The following is a 24,771-nucleotide window of genomic DNA, read 5'->3' on the forward strand; positions in this document are numbered from 1 at the left end:
AAAACTATGCAAAAAATAATTAAAAACTACTTTAATCCTAAAAAAGAAGGAAAAAAGGTAGGGTTTAAATGTATGCTGATTATCCTGTTGGTGGCAACGTTTAATTTAGGAACAGCATTTTCGCAATCACAAAATCTATCACTTGATTTTGATAATACACCTATCACAGAGGTGTTTAAAGCCATCGAGGCAAAAACTTCTTATCGGTTCTTTTACCAACGCGAACAATTAGATGTTAATCGAAAAGTTTCGTTGCATGTAAAAAATAAATCTGTTCAAGAGGTTCTAAACTCATTGTTTGGTGGCTCAAATGTCAATTTCACCATTCAAAAAGACAATCTTATCCTTCTTAAAACCGTTCAAGCTAATCAGGGTATAAAGGAAGAAAGTCGCAAAGTAACCGGAATCATTACTGATGAGGAAGGGATCGCTTTGCCAGGTGTTGGGGTGAGTGTTAAAAAATCTACTATTGGTGCTACTACCGATGTTAATGGAAAGTATGAAATTACTGTTCCTTCAAGCGAATCGGTATTGATATTCAGCTATCTGGGCATGGCAACACAGGAAGTTAGGGTTGGTGGCAACACTACCATTAACATAAAGTTATTAAGCAATGCTATTGGGTTGAAAGAAGTGGTGGTGGCAGTAGGTTATGGTTCAGTGAATAAGAAAGACCTTACCGGATCAGTAGCAACTATTAATAATAAAGATTTTAATAAAGGAACGGCTGTTAACCCGGTTGATTTAATTCAGGGTCGTATGCCGGGTATTAACGTGGTTAACAATGGTGGAGAGCCGGGTGCTGGCGCATCAGTTCGTATCAGGGGGTCGAATTCCGTGCGTTCGGGGCAGGATCCTCTTTATGTAGTTGACGGAGTTCCATTAGATATTACAGATGTACAACCTAGTGGGGCAACAATTTCCGGAACGGGTAGTGCAGCAACAAAAAATCCGCTAAACTTCTTAAATCCGGATGATATTGAAAGCATGGATGTATTGAAAGATGCATCGGCAACCGCGATCTATGGTTCTCGTGGAGCGAATGGCGTTATCTTAATTACAACCAAAAAAGGAAAATCAGGCAAAGGGGTTTTGACGTATTCGGCAAGTACCTCAGTAGCTGAACTTCCAAAACAATTAGACTTATTGAACGCTGAAGAATTCCTTTCTTTCAGAGCTGATAAGGGGTTAACAGGTGCTGATTATGGGTCTAACACTAACTGGCAGAACCAAATTTATAGAACTGCCCGTACTCAAAGTCATAATTTATCCTATGGTGGCGGTAATGATAAAGGCTCATATCGTGCTTCATTAAGTTATTTAGATCAGGAAGGTATCATTAAGAAAACCGGATTAGAGAAGTATACCGGACGTTTTAATGTGATCCAAAACCTGATAAATGATAAATTACGTTTAGAAGCTAATTTAACTGCAGCCCGTACAGGCGATCAGCGTGTGCCTATTGGTGAAACCGGAGGCTTTGAGGGCGACGTGATCTTATCGTCATTAAAATTGAATCCTACTTTGCCTGTTTACAACCAGGATGGTACGTTTAAGCAGATGAGTGCTGATGTGCGTAATCCTTTGGCAATGATCGACCTGACTAGCGATAATAATCAAACCGACCGTGTTATGGGTAACATCAGCGGATCATTTGAAATTATCAAAGGCTTGAAATACAAGATCAATTTGGCTGCTGATCAATCAAAAGCATCGAGGAAGGTAATGCAAAATCAAAACCTTATTTACTTAACGAATAAAGGTACGGTGGATATCAGCGATGTTTCTCTGTCGAGTAATTTAATTGAGAATTACCTGACCTATGATTTCAACATTAATGAGAATAACCGTTTTAATGTATTAGGAGGTCATTCATACCAGCAGTTTAAAATCTACACCTATAGATTTACCGAAGACGGCTTTACTATCACCGACTTTGATTACATCAATAACTTAGCTTTAGGGAACTTTAAAGCAGCTACTGTTGGCTCGTCAATTACTAAAAATGCATTACAATCATTTTTTGGCCGTGTTAATTACACCTTAAACAATAAGTATTTAGTTACTGCCACACTAAGAAGTGATGGTTCAACCAAGTTTGGTGCAAATAATAAATATGGATTGTTCCCATCGGCTTCGGTTGCGTGGAAATTAAATGAGGAAGAGTTTGTTAAAAACCTGGGTGTTTTCAGCAATTTGAAAATGCGTTTAGGCTGGGGTATTACCGGTAATCAGGAAATTCCAAATAAGATCTCTCAAATATTGTTAGGTTCTTCTTCTTCCGGCAACAATGCCATTTTAGATGGATCTGCCAAGAATGTAACCTCGGGTATTACTCTTACCCGTACACCAAATCCTGATATCCGCTGGGAAACAACTAACCAGGTGAATGCCGGCCTTGATTTTGGTTTTTTAAACGGACGTATTACCGGTACCATCGATTATTTCGATAAAACAACCAGCGACGTATTGTTGCAAGTATTCTCCGTTGCTCCTGCACCAACCACTACCGTATGGTCCAACGTTCCGAATATGAAAATTAAGAACAGGGGCTTTGAACTTGGCTTAACCGGTATCATTGTAAATAATAAAAGTCTTACCTGGGATGCAGGCGTGAACTTCACAACTATTAAAAATGAAGTGTCAGGTTTACCAATGAGTCAGATCACAACAGGAGCTCCAAGTGGTCCGGGTATTACAGGGTTCTCTTCACAGGTTATCAAAAACGGCTATCCTATTGGTACTTTCTGGGGTCGTAAGTTCTTAGGGTTTGATGAGTTGGGTAATAGTCTTTTTGAAAAAGACGCCAACGGAGTTGAAATTCAGCAGTCTTTAGGATCGGCCTTGCCGAAGTTAACCTATGGTTTTAATACAAGTGTAAGCTACAAAGGCTTAGACTTAGTTGTTAACCTAAATGGCGTTTATGGCAATAAGATTTATAACAACGTTGCAAATATTATGAATCAGAACACCCTGATTTCTAAAGAATGGAATGCAACAAAAGAAGCTGCTCAAAGTACCGAAAATTCAAACGGTACATTAACCTACAGTAGCCGCTTTATTGAAGACGGATCGTTTTTACGTTTGTCGAATGCAACCTTGGGTTATACCGTTAATGTGAAAAATATCAACTGGTTGAGTAAGTTGCGTTTCAGCGTTACCGGTAACAACCTGTTTGTAATTACTGATTACTCTGGTTACGATCCTGAGGTTAACGCCGATCACTCAGCAAGTGGTGTGCCTTCAATGGGTATCGATTGGACTACTTATCCAAAAGCTCGTACTGTTGTTTTCGGAGTAAATGTTGAATTCTAAATTCTAAATGACAATTAAGCATGAAAAAAATATATATTCTAGTTAGTGCCTTGACTCTTTCCCTAACTGCATGTTCGGTTAAAGAAGAAATTTTAGATGAGGCTAACGGAGGAAACGTTGTTTCAGATAGTAAAAATGTGGAGATGATTGCTGCTCCAGCCTATGCTTACCTTCGGGATTTGAATAGCAGGTCAGGTGTTTGGGGAACTTTATTGGCAACTACCGATGAGTTGGCATGGCCGGCAAGAGGGGCTGATTGGGTTTCAGTTGACTATCAGTCACTTTGTACGCATACCTATAAACCAACTAATATTTATATCCGTAACACCTGGAATAGCTTTTTGATTGGTGTTACCCGTTGTAATGTGGCCTTGCAATACTTATCGGCTTTCCCTAAATCAGAGAAAACGGATGGATACATTGCTGAGGTGAGATTTATCAGAGCGCTTTGCATGTTCAAGCTTGCCGATGCCTTCGGAAAGTTTCCTTTCAGAGAGTACACTGAAACTGATTATTCAAAACAACCTACTATTTATAATCGTGAGCAGGCTGTTGAACGTATCATCAAAGAGATGAATGAGATTATTCCGGTATTAAAGAATAAAGCAGATATTCCGTATGGAAGGGTAACAAAAGCAGCAGCTCAAATGCTACTGGCGAATGTTTACTTAAATCATGAGGTTTATACCGGGAAAGCAAAATGGCAGGAAACAATTAAAGCTTGCGACGATATTATTAACTCGAACCAGTATAAAGTTGCTGATGACTACTGGGGCTTATTCCAGTACGATAATGCTAGTTATTTACAGAGTACTGAGTCAATTTTATCAGTTATTTATGATGAAACCAATGGCTTAACCGGCTTGGCATCTCCTTCAATTACGCTGCATTATAACCAGAAATTTGGAACGTATACCAGTTTATTGAATGGTTGCTGTACCACCCCTGCTTTTGTTGATACCTGGGATGTTAATGATAAACGCTTTAAAGACACCCGCCTTGTTAGCCAGTTAGGCTTTAATCAGGGTTTATTAATTGGTCAGCAATATTCAATTGCAGGAGTTGCATTAAAAACACGTACCGGAGCGCCGCTTATCTATACGAAAGATTTCAGCATTTCTAACTCAAAAGAAGAGCAAGGTGTGCGTATTGTTAAGTTTGCTCCTAATCCTTCTACCACATCTCCGGGTCAAAATGCTGGGAATGATTTTCCGCTGTATCGTTTATCCGATACCTATCTTATTCGTGCTGAGGCGAGATTTAGAGCAGGTGATGTAGCAGGTGCTTTAACCGATATTAACTATATACGAAACACCAAACGTGGGCAACCCGCTTATACTGAACTCGATTTAGATAAAATCTTGAATGAACGCGGTTATGAATTGTATTGGGAAGGAAATCGTAGAACCGATTTGATCCGCTTCAATAAATACACAGCTCCTCGTGCCGAGAAGAATTTTGAAACACCGGCTTACATGGTGTTACTGCCAATTCCTATTAGTGCAATTGAGGCTAATCCTAATTTAACTCAGAATATAGGATATAATTAAAAAATACGATTGTAGGAATGTTAACCACTATTGGCGGCCTTTGTTTTGTGAAGGCTGCCAATGGTTAACTAACGTATTATGTTCTTTTCATACTTCGCAATGATCATTGCGTAAGTGATTTCCTGGCAATTTTTACAATTATATAGATGAAGCAATTCGTAATTGCATTGTGCTTTACAATGTTTACAGGCTCGCTTTTGGCCCAAAAAATACGACCGGTCCCCGTTTGGTTAAAGACAGCCGTGTTTTATCAGATCTATCCGCAGAGTTTTCAGGATACCAATAATGACGGCATTGGAGATATTAAAGGTATAACTCAACGGCTTGATTATATTCAATGGCTGGGCTGTAATGCCATTTGGATCAACCCTTGTTTTGAGTCTCCTTTTTTTGACGCCGGATATGACGTGACGGATTACTACAAAGTGGCTCCCCGATATGGTACCAATCAAGATTTGGAGAATTTATTTAAAGAAGCTCATAAGCGAAACATCAAGGTTTGTTTGGACCTGGTGGCAGGGCATACCTCCGATCAGCATCCATGGTTCAAAGCCTCTCAGCAACAAACACCAAACGAATTTTCGGACCGATACATCTGGACGAACGATTCAACCTTAAAACCTGAAAAGTTTGTTGCCGGGAAATTTGAACGTAACGGTACTTATCGTAAGAACTTTTTTGATGTTCAGCCAGCCTTGAATTATGGTTATGGCAAACCCAATCCTGCTAATCTCTGGGAACAACCGGTAACAGCAGAAGGGCCTCAAAAGACAAAAGCTGAATTGATCAGGATCATGGATTTTTGGATGGATAAAGGCGCTGATGGGTTCAGGGTGGATATGGCAGGATCTTTAGTAAAGAACGACCCTGACTTAGCGGCAACAAATAAGTTATGGAAAGACATCCGTTCTCATTTTCAGTCGAAATATGCGGATGGGATATTAATTGCCGAATGGGGTGACCCGGCCAAATCGATCAAAGCTAATTTTATGATGGATTTTCTCATCCATTTGCGCAATTCGGGTTATAGCTCCATGTTCTTTAATAAAGAAGGCGTTTACCGACATGATACCTGTTATTTCAGTAGTCAGGGTAATGGCTCTCCTGTCAATTTCATCAATATCTATAATCAGCAATTAAAAGAAGTTATTGCGGGTAAAGGCTATTTGTGTTTACCAACGTCCAATCATGATTTTCAGCGCCCGGCAAGTGGCGACAGGAATACCTTGGAGCAGTTAAAGGCCGCAATGGTGTTTTTCTTAACCCTGCCAAGCGTTCCCTTGGTTTATTATGGCGATGAAATTGGAATGAAATATATCAGCGGTTTACCCAATAAAGAAGGCAGCGTGCTAAGCAAAGGAAATCGTGCCGGAACTAGAACGCCTATGCAATGGGATAAAACCAAAGGTGCAGGTTTCTCCGGAGCCGACCCTGGGAAGTTTTATTTGCCGCTTGATTCTTCATTGAACCGTCCTGATGTGGCTACTCAATTAGCTGATTCAAGCTCACTGCTTCATTTCACCCGTAAGCTGTTGGCTTTAAAGAGTACTTCAAAGGCTTTGAGAACAGAAGGAATAATTAAGTTTTATAATACAGCTGAGCATACTTATCCTTTGGTTTATCAGCGTAAGTTCAAAAACGAAACCTTCCTGATAGTTATCAATCCATCAGCAAAAGAACAGGCAATTCATATTCAAGCTGATAAAAAGGTTAAAAAGGTAAACTCAGCCATTGTTGATGGGATAGAGTTGAACGCCGATAAAAGTAAAGGACTAATCATTACTGCAAAGGCCTGCGGTTATGGTATTTTTAAATTAAACTAAAATCTGATTAGACTTATGATCAAGTATAATTTTAAAAGTTGGATCTTTTCTATCTATGAACGTCCCACTGAACGTCACGCTGAGCTCCCTGCTGAACGTTACACTGAGCTTCCCGCTGAACGTCACACTGAGCTTCCCGCTGAATGTCACGCTGAGCGGAGTCGAAGCGTAGCAAATTGGTATTCTAAAATTAAATCATACGGTAAATGCGCATTTTGTTTAGTTGCAGCATTTTTGCTTACTGCAATAAATGTTAACGCCCAGGTTGATCCCTGGGTAATCAAAGCCGATAAGATCGACCCATCTAATTATTACGGGGTGAGTGTAGCCAACGGCATGGTTGGTATTGTTTCATCTCCCGAGCCTTTTAAAGTTAAAAATATTGTACTCGCCGGGGCCTATGACCTTTATGGCCGGGGGCGTGTAAGTAACTTTATTAACAGTATTAATTTGCTGAACATGGGCTTGTCAATTGATGGGAAGTCAATCTCGGCAAACAATATCAGCAACATTACCCAACAGCTAAATATGAAGAATGGAAGTTTTACTTCTACCTTTAATGTTGGTGAAAAGGCCACCGTAAGCTATACCGTTTATTCATTAAGGCACCTGCCGTATTCGGTACTGGTTGATATAAGTATAAGTGCGAAGCAAGATGTAGAGATAAGTGCTTCCAATACGATGGAAACGCCTGATGCCTTGCGTGATGCCCAAAATTACTTTAATGAGATTGCCCGCTCGCATGTAACCATCAGTTTGCTTACCACAACGGCTAAAAGTCCGACCGGTAAAATTGGCTTGGCTGCGTCAACCACCTTTTTATTTGAGGAACCTAAAGATCTGCAGCCCAATATAATTCATGCTATGTATGATAATAATAAACATAGCATGCGGTTTACAAAGAAAATACAAGCCGGAACTACCTATTCATATGCAATAGCAGGGGCTATTTTAAGTACAGCTCATCATCCCGATCCTTTGAATGAAGCGGAACGACTCACAATTTTTGCCAAAATGGAAGGTAAGCAGCGCCTAATCAGCTTGCACAACAAGGCTTGGGATGATTTATGGAAGAGTGATATTTTGATAGAAGGAGACGATCAGGCTCAGCAAGATGTTAGAAGCATGCTGTATCATTTGTATGCTTTCTCGCGGGCAGGTTCGGGAATGTCACTGTCGCCAATGGGATTATCGGGTTTAGGATATAATGGACACGTTTTTTGGGATACCGACACTTGGATGTTCCCTCCTTTGCTGGTTTTACACCCCGAAATAGCCGAATCATTGATCGACTATCGATTTAAGCGTTTAGAAGTTGCTAAGCAAAATGCCTTTTCGCACGGCTATAAAGGTGCCAGGTTTCCCTGGGAAAGTGCTGAATCAGGTGCCGAGGAAACACCTGTTTGGGCCTTAAGTGGTCCATTTGAGCATCATATAACAGGATGCGTTGCCTTTGCAACCTGGAATTATTACTGTGTTACTCAGGATAAAGAATGGTTGAAAAACAAAGGTTGGCCAATTCTTGAAGCTACCGCCGATTTTTGGGCCAGTCGTGTTGAACGCAACGGCCCGGGCAAGTTTGATATAAAAAATGTGGTGGCTTCGGATGAATGGGCCGAGAATGTTGATAATGATGCGTTCACAAATGCGGTAGCCAAAGCAAATCTGGAAATCGCTAACCAAGCTGCAAAGTTATTAGGTAAACTGGAAAATGCTGATTGGAGCCTGGTGGCTAAAAATATCCCTATTCTTCAATTTCCTGATGGCGTTACCCGCGAACACGCTACCTATAATGGAGAACCCATTAAGCAGGCTGATGTGAATTTGCTGGCCTACCCGCTTAAAGCGATCACCACTGAAGAGCAGATCCAAAAGGATCTCAAATACTACCAAACACGGGTTCCTGTTTCAGGTACCCCGGCAATGACGCAGGCTATTTTCTCCTTACTCTATGCGCGTTTGGGAGATGAAAAACAAGCCTATCATTATTTTCAGGATGCATTTATCCCCAATCTAAATCCTCCTTTCAGGGTAATTGCCGAAACCAAAGGCGGAACAAACCCCTATTTCGCGACCGGTGCCGGAGGGGTGCTGCAAGCGGTTTTAATGGGTTTTGGCGGATTAGATATTACACCAAAAGGCATTCAGCAAGTGAAAAGTAAACTGCCTGCTCATTGGAAGTCATTAACCATAAAAGGAGTGGGCCCTGCTAAGGCTACTTATCTCATAAAGAAGTAAACCAAGGCATGTTTAGAAGAGATTTTCTTAGGAATTTAGGTTTACTTGGGGCGGTGGCCGCAATACCTACAGGAGTGGCTAATGCTGCTGAGCATTCAGCAAAGTCATTAAATCAGGTAGAATTTATCACGCTTAAAGGGAAAGTTCATGAGGGGAGAAAGGGAATAGCGGGGGTAACAGTAAGCGATGGTATCAATTGTACACAAACCGATAAAAACGGTTTCTATAGGTTATTAAGTAATAAAACTGCGGAGTTTGTTCATATCTCTATTCCGGCTGGGTTTCAAATTGAAAATGAAAACTGCATAGCCTCATTCTACAGGGTTATCAATAAATATGAAAAGGTTTTTACTGCTGATTTCGGATTGAAAAAATTAGCCGTTGATTCAGATGATAAACATCGCTTTGCTGTTTGGGCTGATCCTCAAATAATGAATCGAAGAGATGCTGATCTATTAGTATCAACTACTGCTCCCGATTTAGCCGAATTGGCAAAGGTTTATTCCGATCAGCCTTTTCATGGAATTTGTTGTGGCGACCTGGTTTTCGATAAGCATGAGCTTTTTGCCGATTATAAACAGGCTGTCGCGTTAACAGGCGTTCCTTTTTTTCAGGTGCTTGGTAACCATGATATGGATTATAATGATGTGAGGAGTGATGAATTTTCGGCCATTACATTTAAGGAACATTTTGGACCAACGTATTATTCATTTAATAGAGGAAAGGCTCATTATGTTGTTTTGGATAATGTGTTCTCTATCGGAGCCGGCAAACGTTATATCGGGTACTTGACTGAGAGCCAGTTAAGCTGGCTTGAAAAAGACCTGGCCTTGGTCCCTAAAGATTCATTGGTTATTGTGGTAATGCATATTCCTTCAGATACAGCTGAGAAAAAACGCTTGGGTTTAAAAGAAGAAAACATCGTGAGTGTGTTATCCAACCGGAAACAATTGTATAAGATCCTGGAGCCTTTCAACACTCATATTATCTCAGGCCATACCCATTGGAATGAAAATGTGATTATCAGCGATCGGTTAATGGAACATAATTTAGGTACCGCTTGCGGAGCCTGGTGGAGCGGTCCCTGCTGTGGGGATGGAACTCCTGCTGGCTATGGAGTTTTTGAAGTGAACGGAACCCAATTGTCCTGGTTCTATAAATCAACCGGAAAGGATAAAAATTACCAGTTGGAGGTTTACAATAAAGGTTATCACAAAAAGTACCCGGATGAGCTATTGGTAAATGTTTGGAATTGGGATGAATACTGGAAAGTGGAATGGCTGGAAGACGGGGTGGAAAAAGGATCATTAACCCGAATTACTGACTACGACCCTCTTGCGCTTGAATTATATGATGGCCCTACTTTGCCTGCAATGCGTAAATGGGTTGAACCTATCATAACAGATCACCTTTTTACATTAAAGCCATCAGTAACTGCAAAAGAAATTGTGGTAAAAGTAACGGATCGATTTGGCACTGTTTATACAAGCAATAAGGTGTTGAGTTAGCTTTTGTGTTAGTAGAAAATTAAAAGGAATCAATCAGCAAAGCTTTTAGAAGGATTGTTGAAAAGAGACCAAATCAAATAAGCTGGGCGGCCGCAAGGCCGCTTTTTTGTTTTTGGACAATTGAATGCTAAAATCAAACTATAAATTGATTGGATTTCATGGTTTTTTGAGTTGTATTTGAACGGATAAATTCTCTATCTTTTTGGCAACCAATTTATTCGTATGCAAACAATTCAACCAAAAAACAAAATTTGGGAAGTTATTTTTGCTTCCTCCGCTGGTACGCTCATTGAGTGGTACGACTTTTACATATTCGGCAGCCTTTCACTGATAATTGCCGAGAAGTTCTTTCCGGCATCTAACCCTACATTGGCCTACATTGCTACGCTGGCAACCTTTGCGGTAGGCTTTATCGTTCGTCCATTTGGAGCCATTGTTTTTGGCCGATTAGGTGACCTTGTGGGGCGTAAATACACTTTCCTTCTAACCTTATTGTTAATGGGAGGAGCCACTTTTGCCATCGGTTTGGTGCCTTCTTATCAGAAAATAGGGGTGTTTGCCACCATTATCATTTTAGCGCTTCGACTGATTCAGGGGCTTGCACTGGGAGGAGAATATGGAGGAGCTGCCACCTATGTGGCTGAACATTCACCACAAAACCAAAGGGGTTATTATACCAGCTTTATTCAAACTACGGCCACACTAGGACTGTTTTTATCGTTAGGGGTAATTTTGATAACCCGTACGGTGATGCCTGCAGATAGCTTTAGCGCCTGGGGTTGGCGAATTCCATTTTTATTATCGGTGTTCTTGGTCATCATGTCGTATTACATCCGTATTCGCTTACACGAATCGCCAATGTTTACACAGTTAAAGGCCGAAGGAAAAGTGGCTAAAAATCCGCTGAAGGAAAGTTTTGGAAATAAAGAAAACCTGAAAATGGTGCTGTTGGCCTTATTTGGTGCCACCATGGGGCAGGGAGTGGTTTGGTATACCGGGCAATTCTACGCTTTGTCGTTCTTGCAAAAAACAATGAATATCGAGTTTGTACAATCGAACGTGATCATTGCTATTGCGCTTTTACTGGGTACGCCATTCTTTATTGTTTTTGGAAAGCTTTCGGATAAAATAGGCAGAAAGAAAATAATGCTCGCGGGTATGTTGATAGCTGCAATAGGTTATTATCCTATTTATAAAGCAATGGATAATACGGCCAATATATCGTTGAAAACAGAAATTACTTCCTCGCGATTAGTGGAACGATCGATGGTTACAATGCCTGATGGTGCCGATGCCCGTAAAGTTATCGAAACCCGTTTTTATGACGATGGAACTAAAGTAAAAGAAACAAAAACCACAGCGACAGGTTCAACTGATACTTCCAAAATTGAAACAAAGCAAGAAGTTAGCTTGGGGATGCAAAACGTTATCTGGTTAATAGCCCTGATATTTATCCAGGTACTTTTTGTGACCTTGGTTTATGGCCCTATTGCAGCATTTCTGGTGGAGCTTTTCCCTACGCATATTCGCTATACATCGATGTCCTTACCTTATCATTTGGGTAATGGGGTAATAGGAGGATTATTACCTACAGTTGCAACAATACTGGTGTTAAGTACCGGAAATCATTTTGCCGGACTAATTTATCCGATTAGCATTGCTTTGATCTGTTTTGTTATCGGCTTGTTGTTTATAAAAGAAAAGAATGTTGAGGAGCCCGAGAATGTAGAGCAGGCAGTGAACGAAACGGTATAAGTCCATTTTGTTTATATCGAAGATTGCCTGAAAAGACTTAGCGTAGTCCCTTGAGCAAAGTCGATCTTTCGACTTAGCTCAAGGTGATGGCGTCAGACTGAGCCCGCTAGGAAAGCTACTCTTAGGGTGATAAACTGGGAATAATGTCAGGCTGAGCGAAGTCGAAGCCTCGCTCAAGGTGATAAAGCTGTTAATGTCAGTCTGAGTCCCGATCGCGTTATCGGGAAAGCCTTAAAATGGCCCTCCATGGGTTAAGTCAATTAATTTTGATGCTAATGCCGGTAAATGAGACAGCGATTTTAGGGTGAGATTGGTTACCGTCGGATTCCCGAATAACTTTTGAAAAACCCTTCCGGCACTGAGTCTTGTGCTAAAGTTCTCTCGCCATAGTTGATCGTACTGCTTTTCAGCCTGTGTCCGGCTAATGCTTCCATTTAAATAATCAGTCAGTACAATGTTCAATAGTTTCGAAGCATGCAAAGCCATGCTCATACCGTTTCCGCATAAAGGCGTTATCATACCTGCCGAATCACCCGCCATGAAAATATAATCTTCTACGGCCTGTTTGCGAGCAAAGCTTATTTGCGAGATCGCCAGCGGTTCCTCATATAAAAAATCAGCGTTCGAAAAGTAATTGTCGAGTAAGGGGTTTTTCTTTAGAACACGATCTTCTAAACGTTTAATGTTATTCTGATTTTGCTGAAGTTGTTGGGCAGTGGTAAGGTAGCACAAACAAAAACGGTTATTGTCAACTGCCGAAATGCCGCAATAGCCATCTTCGAAATTATGTAGTTCGATTAAATCTTTAGGAAAATCAAGTTTTACATGGTATTTAACACCGATATATTGCCTGGTTTTTAATTTGGTGTTTTCAATGAACGGTCGCTTAAGCTTAATGTCGAGGTTTGAACGCTTACCCCAGGCACCACACACTACTTTGGCTGTAAAATCTCCTGAAGAGGTTTTGAGGTAATGCTGATCATTCTCAAATTGAATATCGCTTACTTTAACGCCCTGCATGAGTTCAGTTCCATGTAATTTGGCAATTGCTGCAAGTTGGTCATCCAATGTATAGCGACTGATTCCGAAACCTCCCGGATTAAGTTTTTGCTGAAGTACTCGGCCATTGCAATCAGAAATATGTAGTCGGGTGATACGGGGAAGTTTCATTTCATCCAAAGGAATACCTAGTGATTCAAGAAAATCCCATGATTCCATCGAAATATATTCGCCACAAACTTTATGGAAAGGATACTGCTCCTTTTCAAACAGAATGACCCGATGCCCGGCTTTGGATAGTTGAATGGCTAAGCCTAAACCGGCTAAGCCTCCGCCAATAATTGCTACTTCAAAATCCATGGGTTCGTACAGTAATTAAATGTCTGAATGCCCATTCCCAACTGATATTGGCATTACTGATACCGGCTTTCTTTAATAGCTCCTTCCACTCACTAAGCTTAAATCCACGGGCAACCGAAAGCTTTGCATCATTTTTAACCAGGTACGATTTAGAAAAAAGCATGGTTAACAAATGGATACTATGATAGGCTAATGGATGGCGATGCAAATCGTTGATAACAAAACCCATTTTGCCATTCTCGTTCATCCATTGTAAAAGCTCAACTATTTGTTGTTGTTGCAGATGATGGCAAAACAAGGAAGAAATAATGATATCGGGCTGGAGCTGGGAAGCATCAATAGCCCTGTAGTCGGATTGAATAAATGAAATTTCGGGAAAATCGGCACTTTCTTTCCGGGCAAAGTCGATGCATTCAGGTTTAAGATCAACGCCAATCAGGTTCAGCTTCTTATTTACTTTTCTGGCCCAACGGGCTATGGCTCGTAAAGTATCACCTCCACCACTTCCTAAGTCGAGAATAGTTATAGGTTGATTCAGGTTTTTAGTTAAGCTGCTAATACCTTTGATCGTTATGGCATGCCCGCCTAATAAACGGTTGATCACATCCAGTTCCCGCAGGTTCTGAGCAAGGTCATTGTAGGGGATATGTTCTGCATCGAGCAATTCCTGCTGGTATGAACGGATGCTGAAATTCATTCCGGAACCAATTCAAGGTGAATATTAGTTGGAAAGGATCATACTTTCCATGGTCAATCCCGGGCCAAATCCGGCGGCAAACACCATTTCTTTTTCGGCCCAATTTACTTTCGTGTCCATTATATCTTTTAGTACGTACAAAATTGTTGGCGACGACATATTGCCGTAGTGTTCCAGTGTGGAGTAAGCTGCTTGCAGATCAGTGCTGGAGATGGTTAATTCCTTTTGAACAACATCTAAAATACGCTTTCCTCCAGGATGAATGGCCCAATGTTTAATATCCGATTGGGCTTTTCCTATTGCTTCAACGGTTTTAGCAACAAGGTTTTTGATGCCGGCTTCCACCAAGTCAGGAATGTAGTTACTCAGGGTCATTAGAAAGCCGGTTTCCGAAAGCTTCCAAGCCATGTCCTTTTTCCCTTTAAAATGGATTTCTGAATGGGTGTTTTCAATTTGCAAGCCTTTCCAATTGTTCTGAGTTGCTGCTTCATCAGAACAAACTAAAGCCGAAGCTGCCCCGTCAGCAAACAGTAAATTGGCCATCATGTTATCCATGTCATTCTTGGCCTGAAAGTGAATCGTGCAAATTTCCACAGAAACAATTAACACTCGGGCATTAGGGTAGGCTTTACAAATTAAGTCGGCATGTTTTAGGGCATGCAGGGCTGCATAACAACCCATAAAGTTTACAGAAGTCCGATAAACGGTATGTTCCAGTCCTAAAAGTTCTACCAGCTCAATATCTAAACCCGGGGCCGATAAACCTGTACAGCTTACTGTTATCAGGTGAGTAACTTCTGCCGGTTTAACAAATCCTTCCATGCATTTTTTGGCCGATTCCATACCTAAATTGCCGGCATGCTGATGATATACTTTCATCCGTGCTTCTAATGCAGGGTCTTCTTCCACATTGTCAAAAAATGAAGCGTGATGACTGGCATAACGTTCTGAAAATTCGGGTAAAACAGAGTACCTGGTTTTTATGCCACTTCGCTGGTAAAGGATATTCAATAGCTTTTTCTCATCTAATGATGGCTGCAAAACCTCAGTCATGTACTGCAAAATATCCTCTTGTTTATGCTTAAAGGTTGGATTCGCGGTGGCTATTGAAATAATTTTACTCATGCTACTTGGTTTATAATGAAAAGCGTAATAAAACAAACATTCAGGCAAACCGAAGCAATGAGGTTCATGCGCATGGTATGCTCATAGTTTGCATTGCAAGGGTTGTTCCAAACCTTGATAAACCAACTTACGAAATAAAAAGCAATGGGAATAAAAAATAGTTGAAGGATATAAAAATTATTGATAAATCCTTTTTCTGTAAAATAGAGCCAGAAAAAGAGGTTAGCCAGAAGAAAGGAAATAGTACTAAAAATAAATGTCCCCCGGTAGCCCAATTTATAACTGAGCGTTATATCCCCGTTTTTCAGGTCCTCTTCATACTGATAGATCTGGGTTAGCGGATAAACCCCGGCAAGTAATAAACTGCTGGCTATCATTGCCCATACATGGATGTCAGTAATTGTTTTTAGGTCCAACAAGGTTGCTGCATGTAGGGTCATCAGAAAGGTAAATCCTCCCTGGAAAACAATCACCACTAAAAAGCCCAGGTACGGGTATTTTTTCAGACGGATGCCTTTATAGCTATAAGCTCTTGAAGCCAAAATGTAAGCAAGCAAACACAGAAAGAAAATGGTGGAAATGAAGAAGGAAAGAGTTAATCCCAAGAGGTCGAGACAGAGCGCTGCATAAAACAGTTTTTTTGTGGGCTTTGGCGGATGCTTTAAGCCTCCAATACTTCCTTCGTCCTGGTCCATGTAGCTGTTATAACCGTTGCTGGCCGGGTAAATAAATAGGTGAAGAATAATAAAAGCTAAAACTGAAGTCGACCAATGAATTGCCTCGGCCTGGCTCATGGCGAACACAAAAACCGGCATTAAAAAAAGAGAGAACGGAAAACGGAGAAGTAGGAGGGTGTTTTTGATTTGGTTCATAGGTTGTGGTTCATGGTTCATAGGCGATAGTTCATAGTCCATAGTCGATACTTGACAGTCCATAGACCATAGTCGATTGTTCATGGATAAAGGAGCTAGGACTGTGGACTGGACACTATGATCTATGGTCCATCGACTATGGACTATCTAATCCTTTCCCCAATCAAACGCACCATTTCATCGCAATGCTGACTGCCGATCAGGTACACCAGGCCGTCTTTATCGGTAAGCTTAATGGCATATTTACCTCGGGTATAAAAACGGATAGTTCCTTTTTTATGCAGGTTATATACCGGGTTGTTCAGCATAAAGTTGCTGTAAAGCACTTTTTCAGCACTTTTAATACTGCCAAAGTCAATTTTTACGCGACTGGTGGTCCAAAAACCATCCAGCACCATCGATTGCTCGTAAATGGAGGTTTTATAATGGATGATAAACGTTAATAAGCCCGAAATGATTAAGATTGAAACACCCACCACCAACAACAGATCGGCGTTACGGTCGCGGTTTTCTTCAATGTAATAAATGATAAAGCAAAAAATAGCCAGCACCAGCCTGGTAAGCAGCCAGCTACGGCTCAATCCCAAAAATTGTTTTTCTACAAAGAGAGGTTTTTCTTTCATGCCAATAAGCAATGTTTCGCAGGCAAAATAGAAATTTTTTTGCAGGGATAGTGGGGGTGGTAGAAAGAAATTAGGAGGGGACAGATAGGAAGAATAATTATTTTAGCAGGCAGAAAACCATATAATGCTATTTGTATCAGTGCCTTATTTCAGGCACATGAAGCTTAATCCTTCTTTAATTTTTGTTGATCAATAGTGATTATTATTGATTTATTACTTTTACGAAAATTACAAATTATGGTATTAAGCAGATTTTGGCTCTCTATTTTCATTTCTTCAATTGTATTCGTTGTTGTCAGTTTATTTACGGGAAACAGTTACACCATTGATTTTATTTTGAATGGAAAAAAAGACGACCCAATTTTAATCTCTGAAAAATACATTAATCAGGTTCCTGTTTTTGTAAAAGACAGCATTGAAAAAGCGCCAAACCAAACGATGGTGGTTAATAAGATAGCTACCAATCCGGATACGACTTACGTATATAAAAACAAAACGGTTAAAATTTTCAGTGGCGTTCAAAAATCAGACGGACTTTTGCCTACCTGTAAAAGCACTTTGATCGATTTGATTTTGCCGCTTATTGCTTATTTGGCATTTTTCTGTGGATTGATGGAACTTTTAATCATTTCGGGAGCTACCGAAAAATTAGCAAAAGTATTGAGCCCGGTGTTCGTGAAAGTGTTTCCTAGTATCCCCAAAAATCATCCCTCGATATCCTATATGACCTTAAACTTTGCCGCCAATTTCTTGGGATTGGATTCGGCCGCCACACCTTTTGGATTAAAAGCCATGGAAAGTTTACAGGAAATAAACCCCGAAAAAGACAAAGCCAGTGATGCCCAGATCATGTTTATGTGTCTTCACGCCTCGGGACTTACCTTAATTGCGACTTCTATAATTGGGTATCGTGCAGCTGCCAACGCCGCAAACCCAGCCGATGTGATGCTGCCTTGTATCATCACCTCCTTTATCGGTACTATTGCTGCTTTTCTTATTGTGGGAGTAAAGCAAAAAATTAACTTCAAAAGCGCGTCATTGGTCATAGGACTCATGGTGTTAATTGCCGCAATTATAGGCTTGTTGATGTATGTAAACCATTTGGACTTAATAGGAAAAAATTACTTTACATCTAATCTTTCAGCATTGATATTGGTCGGAATTATTGTTGCTACTTTGATCTTATCATTTGTTAAGGAAAAGAAATTTGGGGAGGCCAAAACCACTGTTTATGAGACCTTTGTTACGGGAGCCAATAATGGCGTTAAAACGGGAGTTACCATTTTTCCTTATGTTTTAGGGATGTTAGTTGCTATTTCTTTATTCAGAAACAGCGGGTTGTTTGAAATTATCAGCAATTGGATTGCTTTTGCATTTTCCAATATGGGAGTAAGCAAAGAAATCACAGATGCTTTACCAGTAGCGTTGCTTAGACCTTTTAGTTCCGCAGGATCCCGGGGTTTTTTAATAGATTCGATGAATACTTTTGGCGCCGATTCCCTAACCGGAAGATTGAGCAGTATTTTTCAGTGCAGTGCCGAGAGTACTTTTTATGTGATTGCGGTTTACTTTGGTTCCGTTAATATAAAAAACACGCGCTACGCTTTAGGGACTATGCTTTTAGTCGATGTAGTTTGCGTGATTACTGCTATTTTAGTGGCGACCTGGTTTTTTTAACTAATTTGGTTAATCATTAAATATTACTGAAAATAAAATAAAAGGGAGCTTTTGGGCTCCCTTTGTCATTCTCAGCTCGCGCGTGTTAGCAACGCGTGCCAAATACTGCTTAGTGTTTGTAACACAAAATAGCAACCCAAACAATAAAGCTCGAGCATAAGCCCGAGCTTTATTGTTTTAAAGTATAAATTGTATTTTCCTCTTGTTATCTAAATTCTTAGCATCGCGAGAATCAGATTACAAATGAAATCAAGATCTCAGACCGTTAATATAATAGCTTTGGAATTTACCTCCAATTTGAGTGTATGTATAAACTGGTTACAGGCAAGCCTCAGGCGACAGTAATGGAATCAAGTAACAATTAAACTCTTTTATGAAACAAAGTTCAACAACATTTCTTCAGGGAGTCATTGTGCTTATTGGCATTCTGGCACTAGTTATCATGGTTCGGTTTCCCTTGACTGAGGGGAGAGCCGCAAACTTAGAGCTGTTTAGTATTTACTCTGATCCGTTAATCTTGTATGGATATGCCTCGTCTATCCCATTTTTTATTGCACTGTATAAGGCGTTCAAATTACTTGGATATATCGGACAAAATGAATCATTCTCACAAAACTCGGTGAGAACTTTAAAGAGTATAAAATATTGCACAATTGTAATGAGCATTTTAATTGTGATGGCAGGACTATATATAAGGATATTTCACAATGAAGGTGACGACCCTGCGGGTTTTCTTGCCATATGTATTGTAGCTACTTTTGTTTCTCTAGTAGTTACTGTTTCCGTGGCAGTGCTTGAAAAAATCTTGCAAGATGGGGCGGATCTAAAATCAGATTACAAACAATTATTTGAGCAGTCAAAGAAATAATTTGACCTTAGCAGTATCCGGTTTATCTGAAGCCTTAGCGCACTATTAGAAAAGTTACCGCTAGCATAGTATTATAACTAGAGCAACACAAATGAGTCCCGACTTCAAATTAATTTGCAAATGATTTCAATTAAAGAATTAGATAGAGATAAACTAGACGATTTTATTCAATACCTGACAATTCATCTTTCTGAAAATGGGCAGAACGGAACAGTTCTTTTTCAACCCCTTTCTAAACAGCAATCCGAACTCTCCAACAATTGGAAGGAAAAATTTGAAGACGGAATGAATAAAAAGAATAATGAAACAGGGTGGAGGAAAGTTTGGGTAGCAATAAATGAAGAGAACAAGATTGTTGGACACATCGACATACGTTCTCATAATCAGTTGAATTCAGAACATAGAGTATTACTCGGAATGGGCGTTGACAGTAATTTTCGTAATTTGAAAATAGGTCAAAAATTAGTGGAGTTCGTTATTGGCTACTGTAGAGATAATCAAAAAATTAGTTGGATTGATTTGCAAGTGTTGACAAATAATCTCCCTGCAATCAAACTTTACGAAAAAATGAATTTTGAGCAATTGAGTATAACAAAAGATATGTTTAGAATTGATGGCTGTTCTTTTGACTATACTTCTATGACATTAAATGTTGAAAATTAGATGAAGGAAACAAAATCACAAACCGCGAACCTCTAGTTATTGAAAATACATGAACAATTCAGAGAAATTAAAAGATGGTGATCAATGCTATGTTATTAATGGAACGCATAAAGGAAAATCGGGTACTGTTACCGATTTAAATATCAGCAAAACCGGGCATCTAACCATTACAGTTGTGCAAGAAAATGGTGTTCGGTTTAAAACGCTTGCAAAAAATGTAATAGTGCAAAATTGAGTAACCTCATTAGCTGAAGTTTTAGTGTAGCGGGAATCAGAACATCAGTTCATCTTGACTATAAAGAAATATGAAAGACTACATTATACTTATGCATAGCGATAGCGACAATACAAATTCAGATGATTGGAGTGTATATATTGCTAAATTGAATCAATTAGGGGTTTTTCAGGGAGGGAGTTCGATTGGCAGTGGTGCCTGCATATCTAAGAATTGCATTTGGAGACAAGTAATACCTCTCCGCCTATCACTTTACTCCAATCTCCAGTAAAAACTGGTCCCTATAATTAGAACCAATGGGAATTTCCTTTTCGCCAATCACAATCCTGTTCCCTTCAATAACCCGGATCTTCGATTTGTTAATTATAAATGACCGATGCACGCGGCAGAACTTTGATTTAGGGAGCAATGCTTCAAAGCTTGCGAATGTCATGGAAGTTGTAAAGGTCTCATTGTCGGTCACAACTTTTACATAATTACCACTGGCCTCGGCATACTGCAATATTTCAAAATCAACTTTAAAGATCTTCCCTTCTGATCGTACATAGATGAAAGATTCAGTAGCCGGTAGCTGCACATTGCCGGTACCTTTCGTTAGTTTTTGTTTTGCTTTATCTACAGCGATGATAAATCGTTCCACCGAAAAGGGTTTCAGTAAATAATCACAGGCGCTGATATCAAATGCTTCATGGGCAAATTCTTTGTATGCCGTAGTGAAGATCACCTGCGGAGCTTGTTGCAAAGTCTTGATGAATGCAAGGCCATTTAGGACCGGCATGTTGATGTCTGTGAAGATGAGATCGACATGCTCATGCTCGACTATTTGTTTTGCTTCGAGCGCATTTTGACAGCTGGCTACAATTGTCAGCTCTGGCAAATAGCCACAATACGTTTCCAGGATCTGTCGTGCAATCGGCTCATCATCCAGAATAAGGCATTTGATCATCATCTTTTTAACTTCAAATTAACGGTGTATTCATTTTCCGACTCCTTTATTGTGAGCGTATAACGGTTCTCATACAAGAGATTCAATCGTTTCCGTGCGCTCTCGAGCCCAAACCCCGAATGCTTTTCCTGAGGTAAAGCATCAGTTGCCATTTTAAAACATGAATTCTTTATTGAAAATACAACTTCATCTTCAGTATTGCTTAGTGCAATATCGATCATTATTTGTTCTCCCCGGGTTTCACGCGAGTGCTTGAAGGCATTCTCTACAAAGATAATGAGCAACATGGGTGGTATTTCGAACGACTCATGGCGAATGCCGTCAAAGTTCAATTTCAGGTTGAGCCTGTTACCCAAGCGTATCTTTTCAAAATCGATATAATTTTTGAGGTACTCGACTTCATGGGCAAGCTGGACGAATAGTTCCTTTGCGTCGTAAACCGTGTAACGCAACAACTCCGAAAGCTTCAGAAGCAAAGCCGGTACCTTCTCATGGTTGGTGATCGAAAGCCCATAAACGTTATTCAGTGTATTAAATAGAAAATGCGGGCTAAGCTGTGATTGCAACAGTTGTAATTCACTTTTGCTATGCGCAAGTTCCCGGCGAGCGGTTTCTATCCTCCTTTTCATGCGGTTTCTCACCAGACCAACCAAGGCGCCAATGCAAAAATTGAGAAAGAACAACAACAACACGGTGAAAGAGAACTCCATGAACTCGGTCTTCGCGATCATCTTATTCACCAATATACCGATGCCTACAAACGAAACCAGCATTCCACAGGCCAATATTACCACTAGTGTATTATGCCGCTGTTCAAGCTCTTTGAACCAAATTTTAAAGGCATGGTACCCTGAGAATAATCCACCAACAACGATGGTCGTTATGCCGATGGCGAAAGGCAATGAGATCTCTGGCATAGCCAAACGGCACAACCACCAGAACAATGAAAAGACGATTGCCGTCAACACCACCCACACCACTATTTTTTGTTTGTTACTCATCACAAATCATTTTTGAAACAAATCTCTGCTTTTTTATATCGCTCTCCAGCAAAGCTGACAGACAAGACCGCCAGGATGACGAACAAATAAATTTTGCTGACGAACTTATTCGTCATTCATAACATCGTTTCCGTCATGTTCAGCCCCCTTTCCATCACGTTAATTTCTCAACGCGGATGCAAGGAAGCACATTTGGTGAAAACAAAATAGAGCTATTTATGAACATCAAATCCTTTATCAGCAATCTTTTTAAACCTGATCATGTAAACTATCAGGGCGTTCCCCGAATCAATATTTACATCATGCGCTCGTTCTTCCTGCTCATGTTTGTTTTTGTTGGGTTCGATTCCTGGAACACCATTTTCAATCATCAGGGTCAGTGGAAACCTATCACCGGGGTTGCATGGTGTGTATGGGCTGCCTATTCAACAATGTCTATACTTGGTGTCTTTCATACCCTTAAAATGCTTCCCATCATGCTGTTCATGGTCTTTTACAAATCACTGTGGCTTATTGTTGTTGCCTGGCCGTTGTGGATCAGCAATCAATTGGCCGGTTCAGCGGCTGAAGAAATGGCCAATGTGTTTATTTGGGTGATCATACCAATTATTGGAATGCCTTGGCGGTATGTGTTCAGGGCCTATGTGTGGGCTGGAAAATAGAGGTGAGACTAAAAACATTTTATCTAAAGTCTTATCGTTGTGGAACTTCAGATTGTAAATAAAACGGAAGACTTAATTTAATGTGTTATGTAATACCAAAACTTTCCCAAAGTGTAACCAGCCTTAGCGCCCATATAAAGCAATAGACCTACCATCAGGATAATTAAGCCAATTCTAATAAATTTGTTTGATAATAGTGTTTCTGCTTTAATGTCTAACATAGTCAGGTGCTTTACTGATTGTTTTACCTATTTGATGGCCTGCTGTAATGATCAAAATAGATCATTTTACTTAGCAGTTTGAGTCTGTTAATTAAACAGACTCATATCGTGGTTTAATTAACACCTTTTAGATGTTGTATAAATGCTACTGCACCCCCTATAAAAACTCCAAGTATGAAGCAAAAACAGGCAACTTTTTGAATTAAAGAGTAATCCATATTCATAATATTTAATTATTCTGTTGCATATCTAACCAAACGGTAAATTTCAAATCCAACAGCTATTGTTTTCAATCTTTATTTGAAGTGTGATATTTTTCATGTGTTCTAATAATTAAAAACCTTTTATAAGATTTAAGCTTGTGTTGTGTAGAATATGAAAGATAATTGCCCACAGAATACCATTTCTTAGACGAAGATAAGTAAGAACCCAGCCTGTAAAGAATATATACAATAACAAAATAGGGGATAATAGTAAAAGAGGAAAGGTTAATGGCTCAAAATTTTTCAGGTGAACAAAAGTAAATACTAATATAGTCCCCCAAACAAGGAGTTTATATTTGTAATGCTTTAATTCTTCAATTACAGTTTCGGTTATTAGGTAATATAAAAACGATGCGAAAAACAAAGATTGAATTGTTAAAAATAAGAAGTTCGCAGTTAGTAGCGTTTCGGTTTTAAAAGAGCCTCCGTTATGAACCCAATAAAATAATGAACAAGATATTGCAATTGTAATACGACATGGATTGAGCAACAGACGGAATTCTAATTCTTCTAAAACGGGGCCAATAAAAGCTGAAAGTAGCCAAGCTTGTGTGAATGAATAATGGTTTAGCAAAGACCTGCCTTTTTTATGGATATCTATGATGTTTGGGTGTATGCCAAATTGATTGATTACAAAGTTTATCAGGTAAATTAGAATGCTTGAAATAAATAAAGATGCAATTGAAAACAATATACAATTCTTAAATCGGATAAGTTTGTTTCTAATATTATCTTCCTTTAATAATTGGATTGAAGGATGTAAAATAAAATTAAAAATATCTCTCATTTTATAATAAAGAAGGATTTATCCAAAGGTCTAAATAGGATTTTTTTGATCACTTTTACTGCTAAATGTTTAAGAGCTTATGTATTGCAAGATTAATTCAAGGATTTTAGTTAAAATTTCACCTGTCATATTAAATTAACTCACAAAATGAGGCTGGACCTTTTGGCACAGCCCCAATACATAGTTTATAACAGGCCATAAACCAGATCAAGCGCTCTAGAGGCAACTCCTGCAACTTGATTTAAAGTGTCACCAACTGCATGTCCAAGACGGTAAGACCAAGAGTCTTTATCAATGGCACCACCATTGACTTCTAATAGCTCGGCGCAATTAAGGTCAGTAAGCAATAAATTGTTATTTTTCATAGTTTCTTTAAATTAAGTTATTCTCCATTTAATGCATCACTAAGGCCAGCCCAAAAGTTTTCGAAGCAGCCTGAAACAAAAGCTACACCATATTTCCAGTGCCCAGGAGGATACATCCCTGGTCCACCTCCTCCATTGGTACAAGAAGCTTCAATGGCATTAATATCAACTACATCCAAGAATTTTAAATCATTCATAATATAATACTATTAGTTTAA

At 39.6% G+C, this 24,771-nt stretch carries 21 protein-coding genes; 11 read left to right on the top strand and 10 right to left on the bottom strand.

Features of this window, described 5'->3' with window-relative positions:
• Positions 1-6 precede the first annotated feature (6 nt).
• From NF867_RS11775 to NF867_RS11800, 6 genes are all read left to right on the top strand, one after another.
• Positions 7-3,315: a TonB-dependent receptor gene (locus NF867_RS11775; RefSeq protein ID WP_252588198.1), complete on the top strand. Its 3,309-nt coding sequence runs from the start codon at positions 7-9 to the stop codon at positions 3,313-3,315.
• 20 nt (positions 3,316-3,335) lie between these two features.
• Positions 3,336-4,865, top strand: a complete 1,530-nt coding sequence (locus NF867_RS11780; protein ID WP_252588199.1) for a RagB/SusD family nutrient uptake outer membrane protein — start codon at positions 3,336-3,338, stop codon at positions 4,863-4,865.
• A gap of 146 nt (positions 4,866-5,011) precedes the next feature.
• Entirely contained in the window at positions 5,012-6,688 is a 1,677-nt protein-coding gene (locus NF867_RS11785) for an alpha-amylase family glycosyl hydrolase (protein ID WP_252588200.1), read from the top strand.
• Between the two features lie 15 nt (positions 6,689-6,703).
• Positions 6,704-8,926, top strand: coding sequence for a kojibiose hydrolase (locus NF867_RS11790; protein ID WP_252588201.1), 2,223 nt, complete (start codon positions 6,704-6,706; stop codon positions 8,924-8,926).
• Between the two features lie 8 nt (positions 8,927-8,934).
• Positions 8,935-10,434, top strand: a complete 1,500-nt coding sequence (locus NF867_RS11795) for a calcineurin-like phosphoesterase C-terminal domain-containing protein (protein WP_252588202.1) — start codon at positions 8,935-8,937, stop codon at positions 10,432-10,434.
• A 222-nt stretch (positions 10,435-10,656) separates the two neighbouring features.
• On the top strand, positions 10,657-12,189 hold the full coding sequence (locus tag NF867_RS11800) for an MFS transporter (protein WP_252588203.1): 1,533 nt from the start codon (positions 10,657-10,659) through the stop codon (positions 12,187-12,189).
• A 231-nt stretch (positions 12,190-12,420) separates the two neighbouring features.
• Here NF867_RS11800 and NF867_RS11805 read toward each other — a convergent pair whose 3' ends face one another.
• From NF867_RS11805 to NF867_RS11825, 5 genes are all read right to left on the bottom strand, one after another.
• Positions 12,421-13,548 carry an NAD(P)/FAD-dependent oxidoreductase gene (locus NF867_RS11805; RefSeq protein ID WP_252588204.1) on the bottom strand — a complete coding sequence of 376 codons (1,128 nt, stop codon included), beginning with the start codon at positions 13,546-13,548 and terminating at the stop codon, positions 12,421-12,423.
• Positions 13,538-14,245: a methyltransferase domain-containing protein gene (locus tag NF867_RS11810; protein ID WP_252588205.1), complete on the bottom strand. Its 708-nt coding sequence runs from the start codon at positions 14,243-14,245 to the stop codon at positions 13,538-13,540. The genes NF867_RS11805 and NF867_RS11810 overlap by 11 nt, the downstream gene beginning before the upstream one ends.
• A 24-nt stretch (positions 14,246-14,269) precedes the next feature.
• Entirely contained in the window at positions 14,270-15,370 is a 1,101-nt protein-coding gene (locus NF867_RS11815) for a type III polyketide synthase (RefSeq protein ID WP_252588206.1), read from the bottom strand.
• Positions 15,367-16,242, bottom strand: coding sequence for a UbiA family prenyltransferase (locus NF867_RS11820; RefSeq protein ID WP_252588207.1), 876 nt, complete (start codon positions 16,240-16,242; stop codon positions 15,367-15,369). Before NF867_RS11820 ends, NF867_RS11815 begins: the two co-directional genes overlap by 4 nt.
• Before the next feature lie 143 nt (positions 16,243-16,385).
• Positions 16,386-16,865, bottom strand: a complete 480-nt coding sequence (locus NF867_RS11825) for a hypothetical protein (protein WP_252588208.1) — start codon at positions 16,863-16,865, stop codon at positions 16,386-16,388.
• A gap of 237 nt (positions 16,866-17,102) precedes the next feature.
• On the opposite strand from NF867_RS11825, the gene NF867_RS11830 reads away from it, so the two are divergent.
• The 4 genes from NF867_RS11830 to NF867_RS11845 all read left to right on the top strand — a co-directional run bounded on the left by NF867_RS11830 (position 17,103) and on the right by NF867_RS11845 (position 20,308).
• Complete coding sequence (locus tag NF867_RS11830) at positions 17,103-18,542, top strand: nucleoside recognition domain-containing protein (RefSeq protein ID WP_252588209.1); 1,440 nt, start codon at positions 17,103-17,105, stop codon at positions 18,540-18,542.
• A gap of 373 nt (positions 18,543-18,915) precedes the next feature.
• Entirely contained in the window at positions 18,916-19,410 is a 495-nt protein-coding gene (locus NF867_RS11835; protein ID WP_252588210.1) for a DUF2975 domain-containing protein, read from the top strand.
• A 120-nt stretch (positions 19,411-19,530) separates the two neighbouring features.
• Positions 19,531-20,073 carry a GNAT family N-acetyltransferase gene (locus NF867_RS11840; RefSeq protein WP_252588211.1) on the top strand — a complete coding sequence of 181 codons (543 nt, stop codon included), beginning with the start codon at positions 19,531-19,533 and terminating at the stop codon, positions 20,071-20,073.
• Between the two features lie 49 nt (positions 20,074-20,122).
• Positions 20,123-20,308: a KOW motif-containing protein gene (locus NF867_RS11845; protein WP_252588212.1), complete on the top strand. Its 186-nt coding sequence runs from the start codon at positions 20,123-20,125 to the stop codon at positions 20,306-20,308.
• Positions 20,309-20,555: 247 nt separating this feature from the next.
• Here NF867_RS11845 and NF867_RS11850 read toward each other — a convergent pair whose 3' ends face one another.
• The gene (locus tag NF867_RS11850) at positions 20,556-21,257 is read right to left on the bottom strand and encodes a LytR/AlgR family response regulator transcription factor (protein ID WP_252588213.1); all 702 of its coding nucleotides are present in this window, start codon (positions 21,255-21,257) and stop codon (positions 20,556-20,558) included.
• Complete coding sequence (locus tag NF867_RS11855; RefSeq protein ID WP_252588214.1) at positions 21,254-22,255, bottom strand: sensor histidine kinase; 1,002 nt, start codon at positions 22,253-22,255, stop codon at positions 21,254-21,256. The genes NF867_RS11850 and NF867_RS11855 overlap by 4 nt, the downstream gene beginning before the upstream one ends.
• Before the next feature lie 218 nt (positions 22,256-22,473).
• Between NF867_RS11855 and NF867_RS11860 the strand changes: the two genes are divergently transcribed.
• A complete protein-coding gene (locus NF867_RS11860; protein WP_252588215.1) occupies positions 22,474-22,917 on the top strand; it encodes a hypothetical protein in 444 nt (147 codons plus the stop codon).
• Between the two features lie 554 nt (positions 22,918-23,471).
• Here the strand turns inward: NF867_RS11860 and NF867_RS11865 are convergent.
• The 3 genes from NF867_RS11865 to NF867_RS11875 all read right to left on the bottom strand — a co-directional run bounded on the left by NF867_RS11865 (position 23,472) and on the right by NF867_RS11875 (position 24,750).
• A complete protein-coding gene (locus NF867_RS11865) occupies positions 23,472-24,188 on the bottom strand; it encodes a CPBP family glutamic-type intramembrane protease (protein WP_252588216.1) in 717 nt (238 codons plus the stop codon).
• 185 nt (positions 24,189-24,373) lie between these two features.
• The gene (locus NF867_RS11870; RefSeq protein WP_252588217.1) at positions 24,374-24,553 is read right to left on the bottom strand and encodes a hypothetical protein; all 180 of its coding nucleotides are present in this window, start codon (positions 24,551-24,553) and stop codon (positions 24,374-24,376) included.
• Positions 24,554-24,570: 17 nt separating this feature from the next.
• Positions 24,571-24,750 (bottom strand): hypothetical protein, encoded by a 180-nt coding sequence (locus NF867_RS11875; protein WP_252588218.1) that lies wholly within the window; start codon positions 24,748-24,750, stop codon positions 24,571-24,573.
• Between the last annotated feature and the right edge of the window lie 21 nt (positions 24,751-24,771).

Origin of the sequence: Solitalea agri, assembly GCF_023914155.1 — a bacterium.
Taxonomy (GTDB): domain Bacteria; phylum Bacteroidota; class Bacteroidia; order Sphingobacteriales; family Sphingobacteriaceae; genus Solitalea; species Solitalea agri.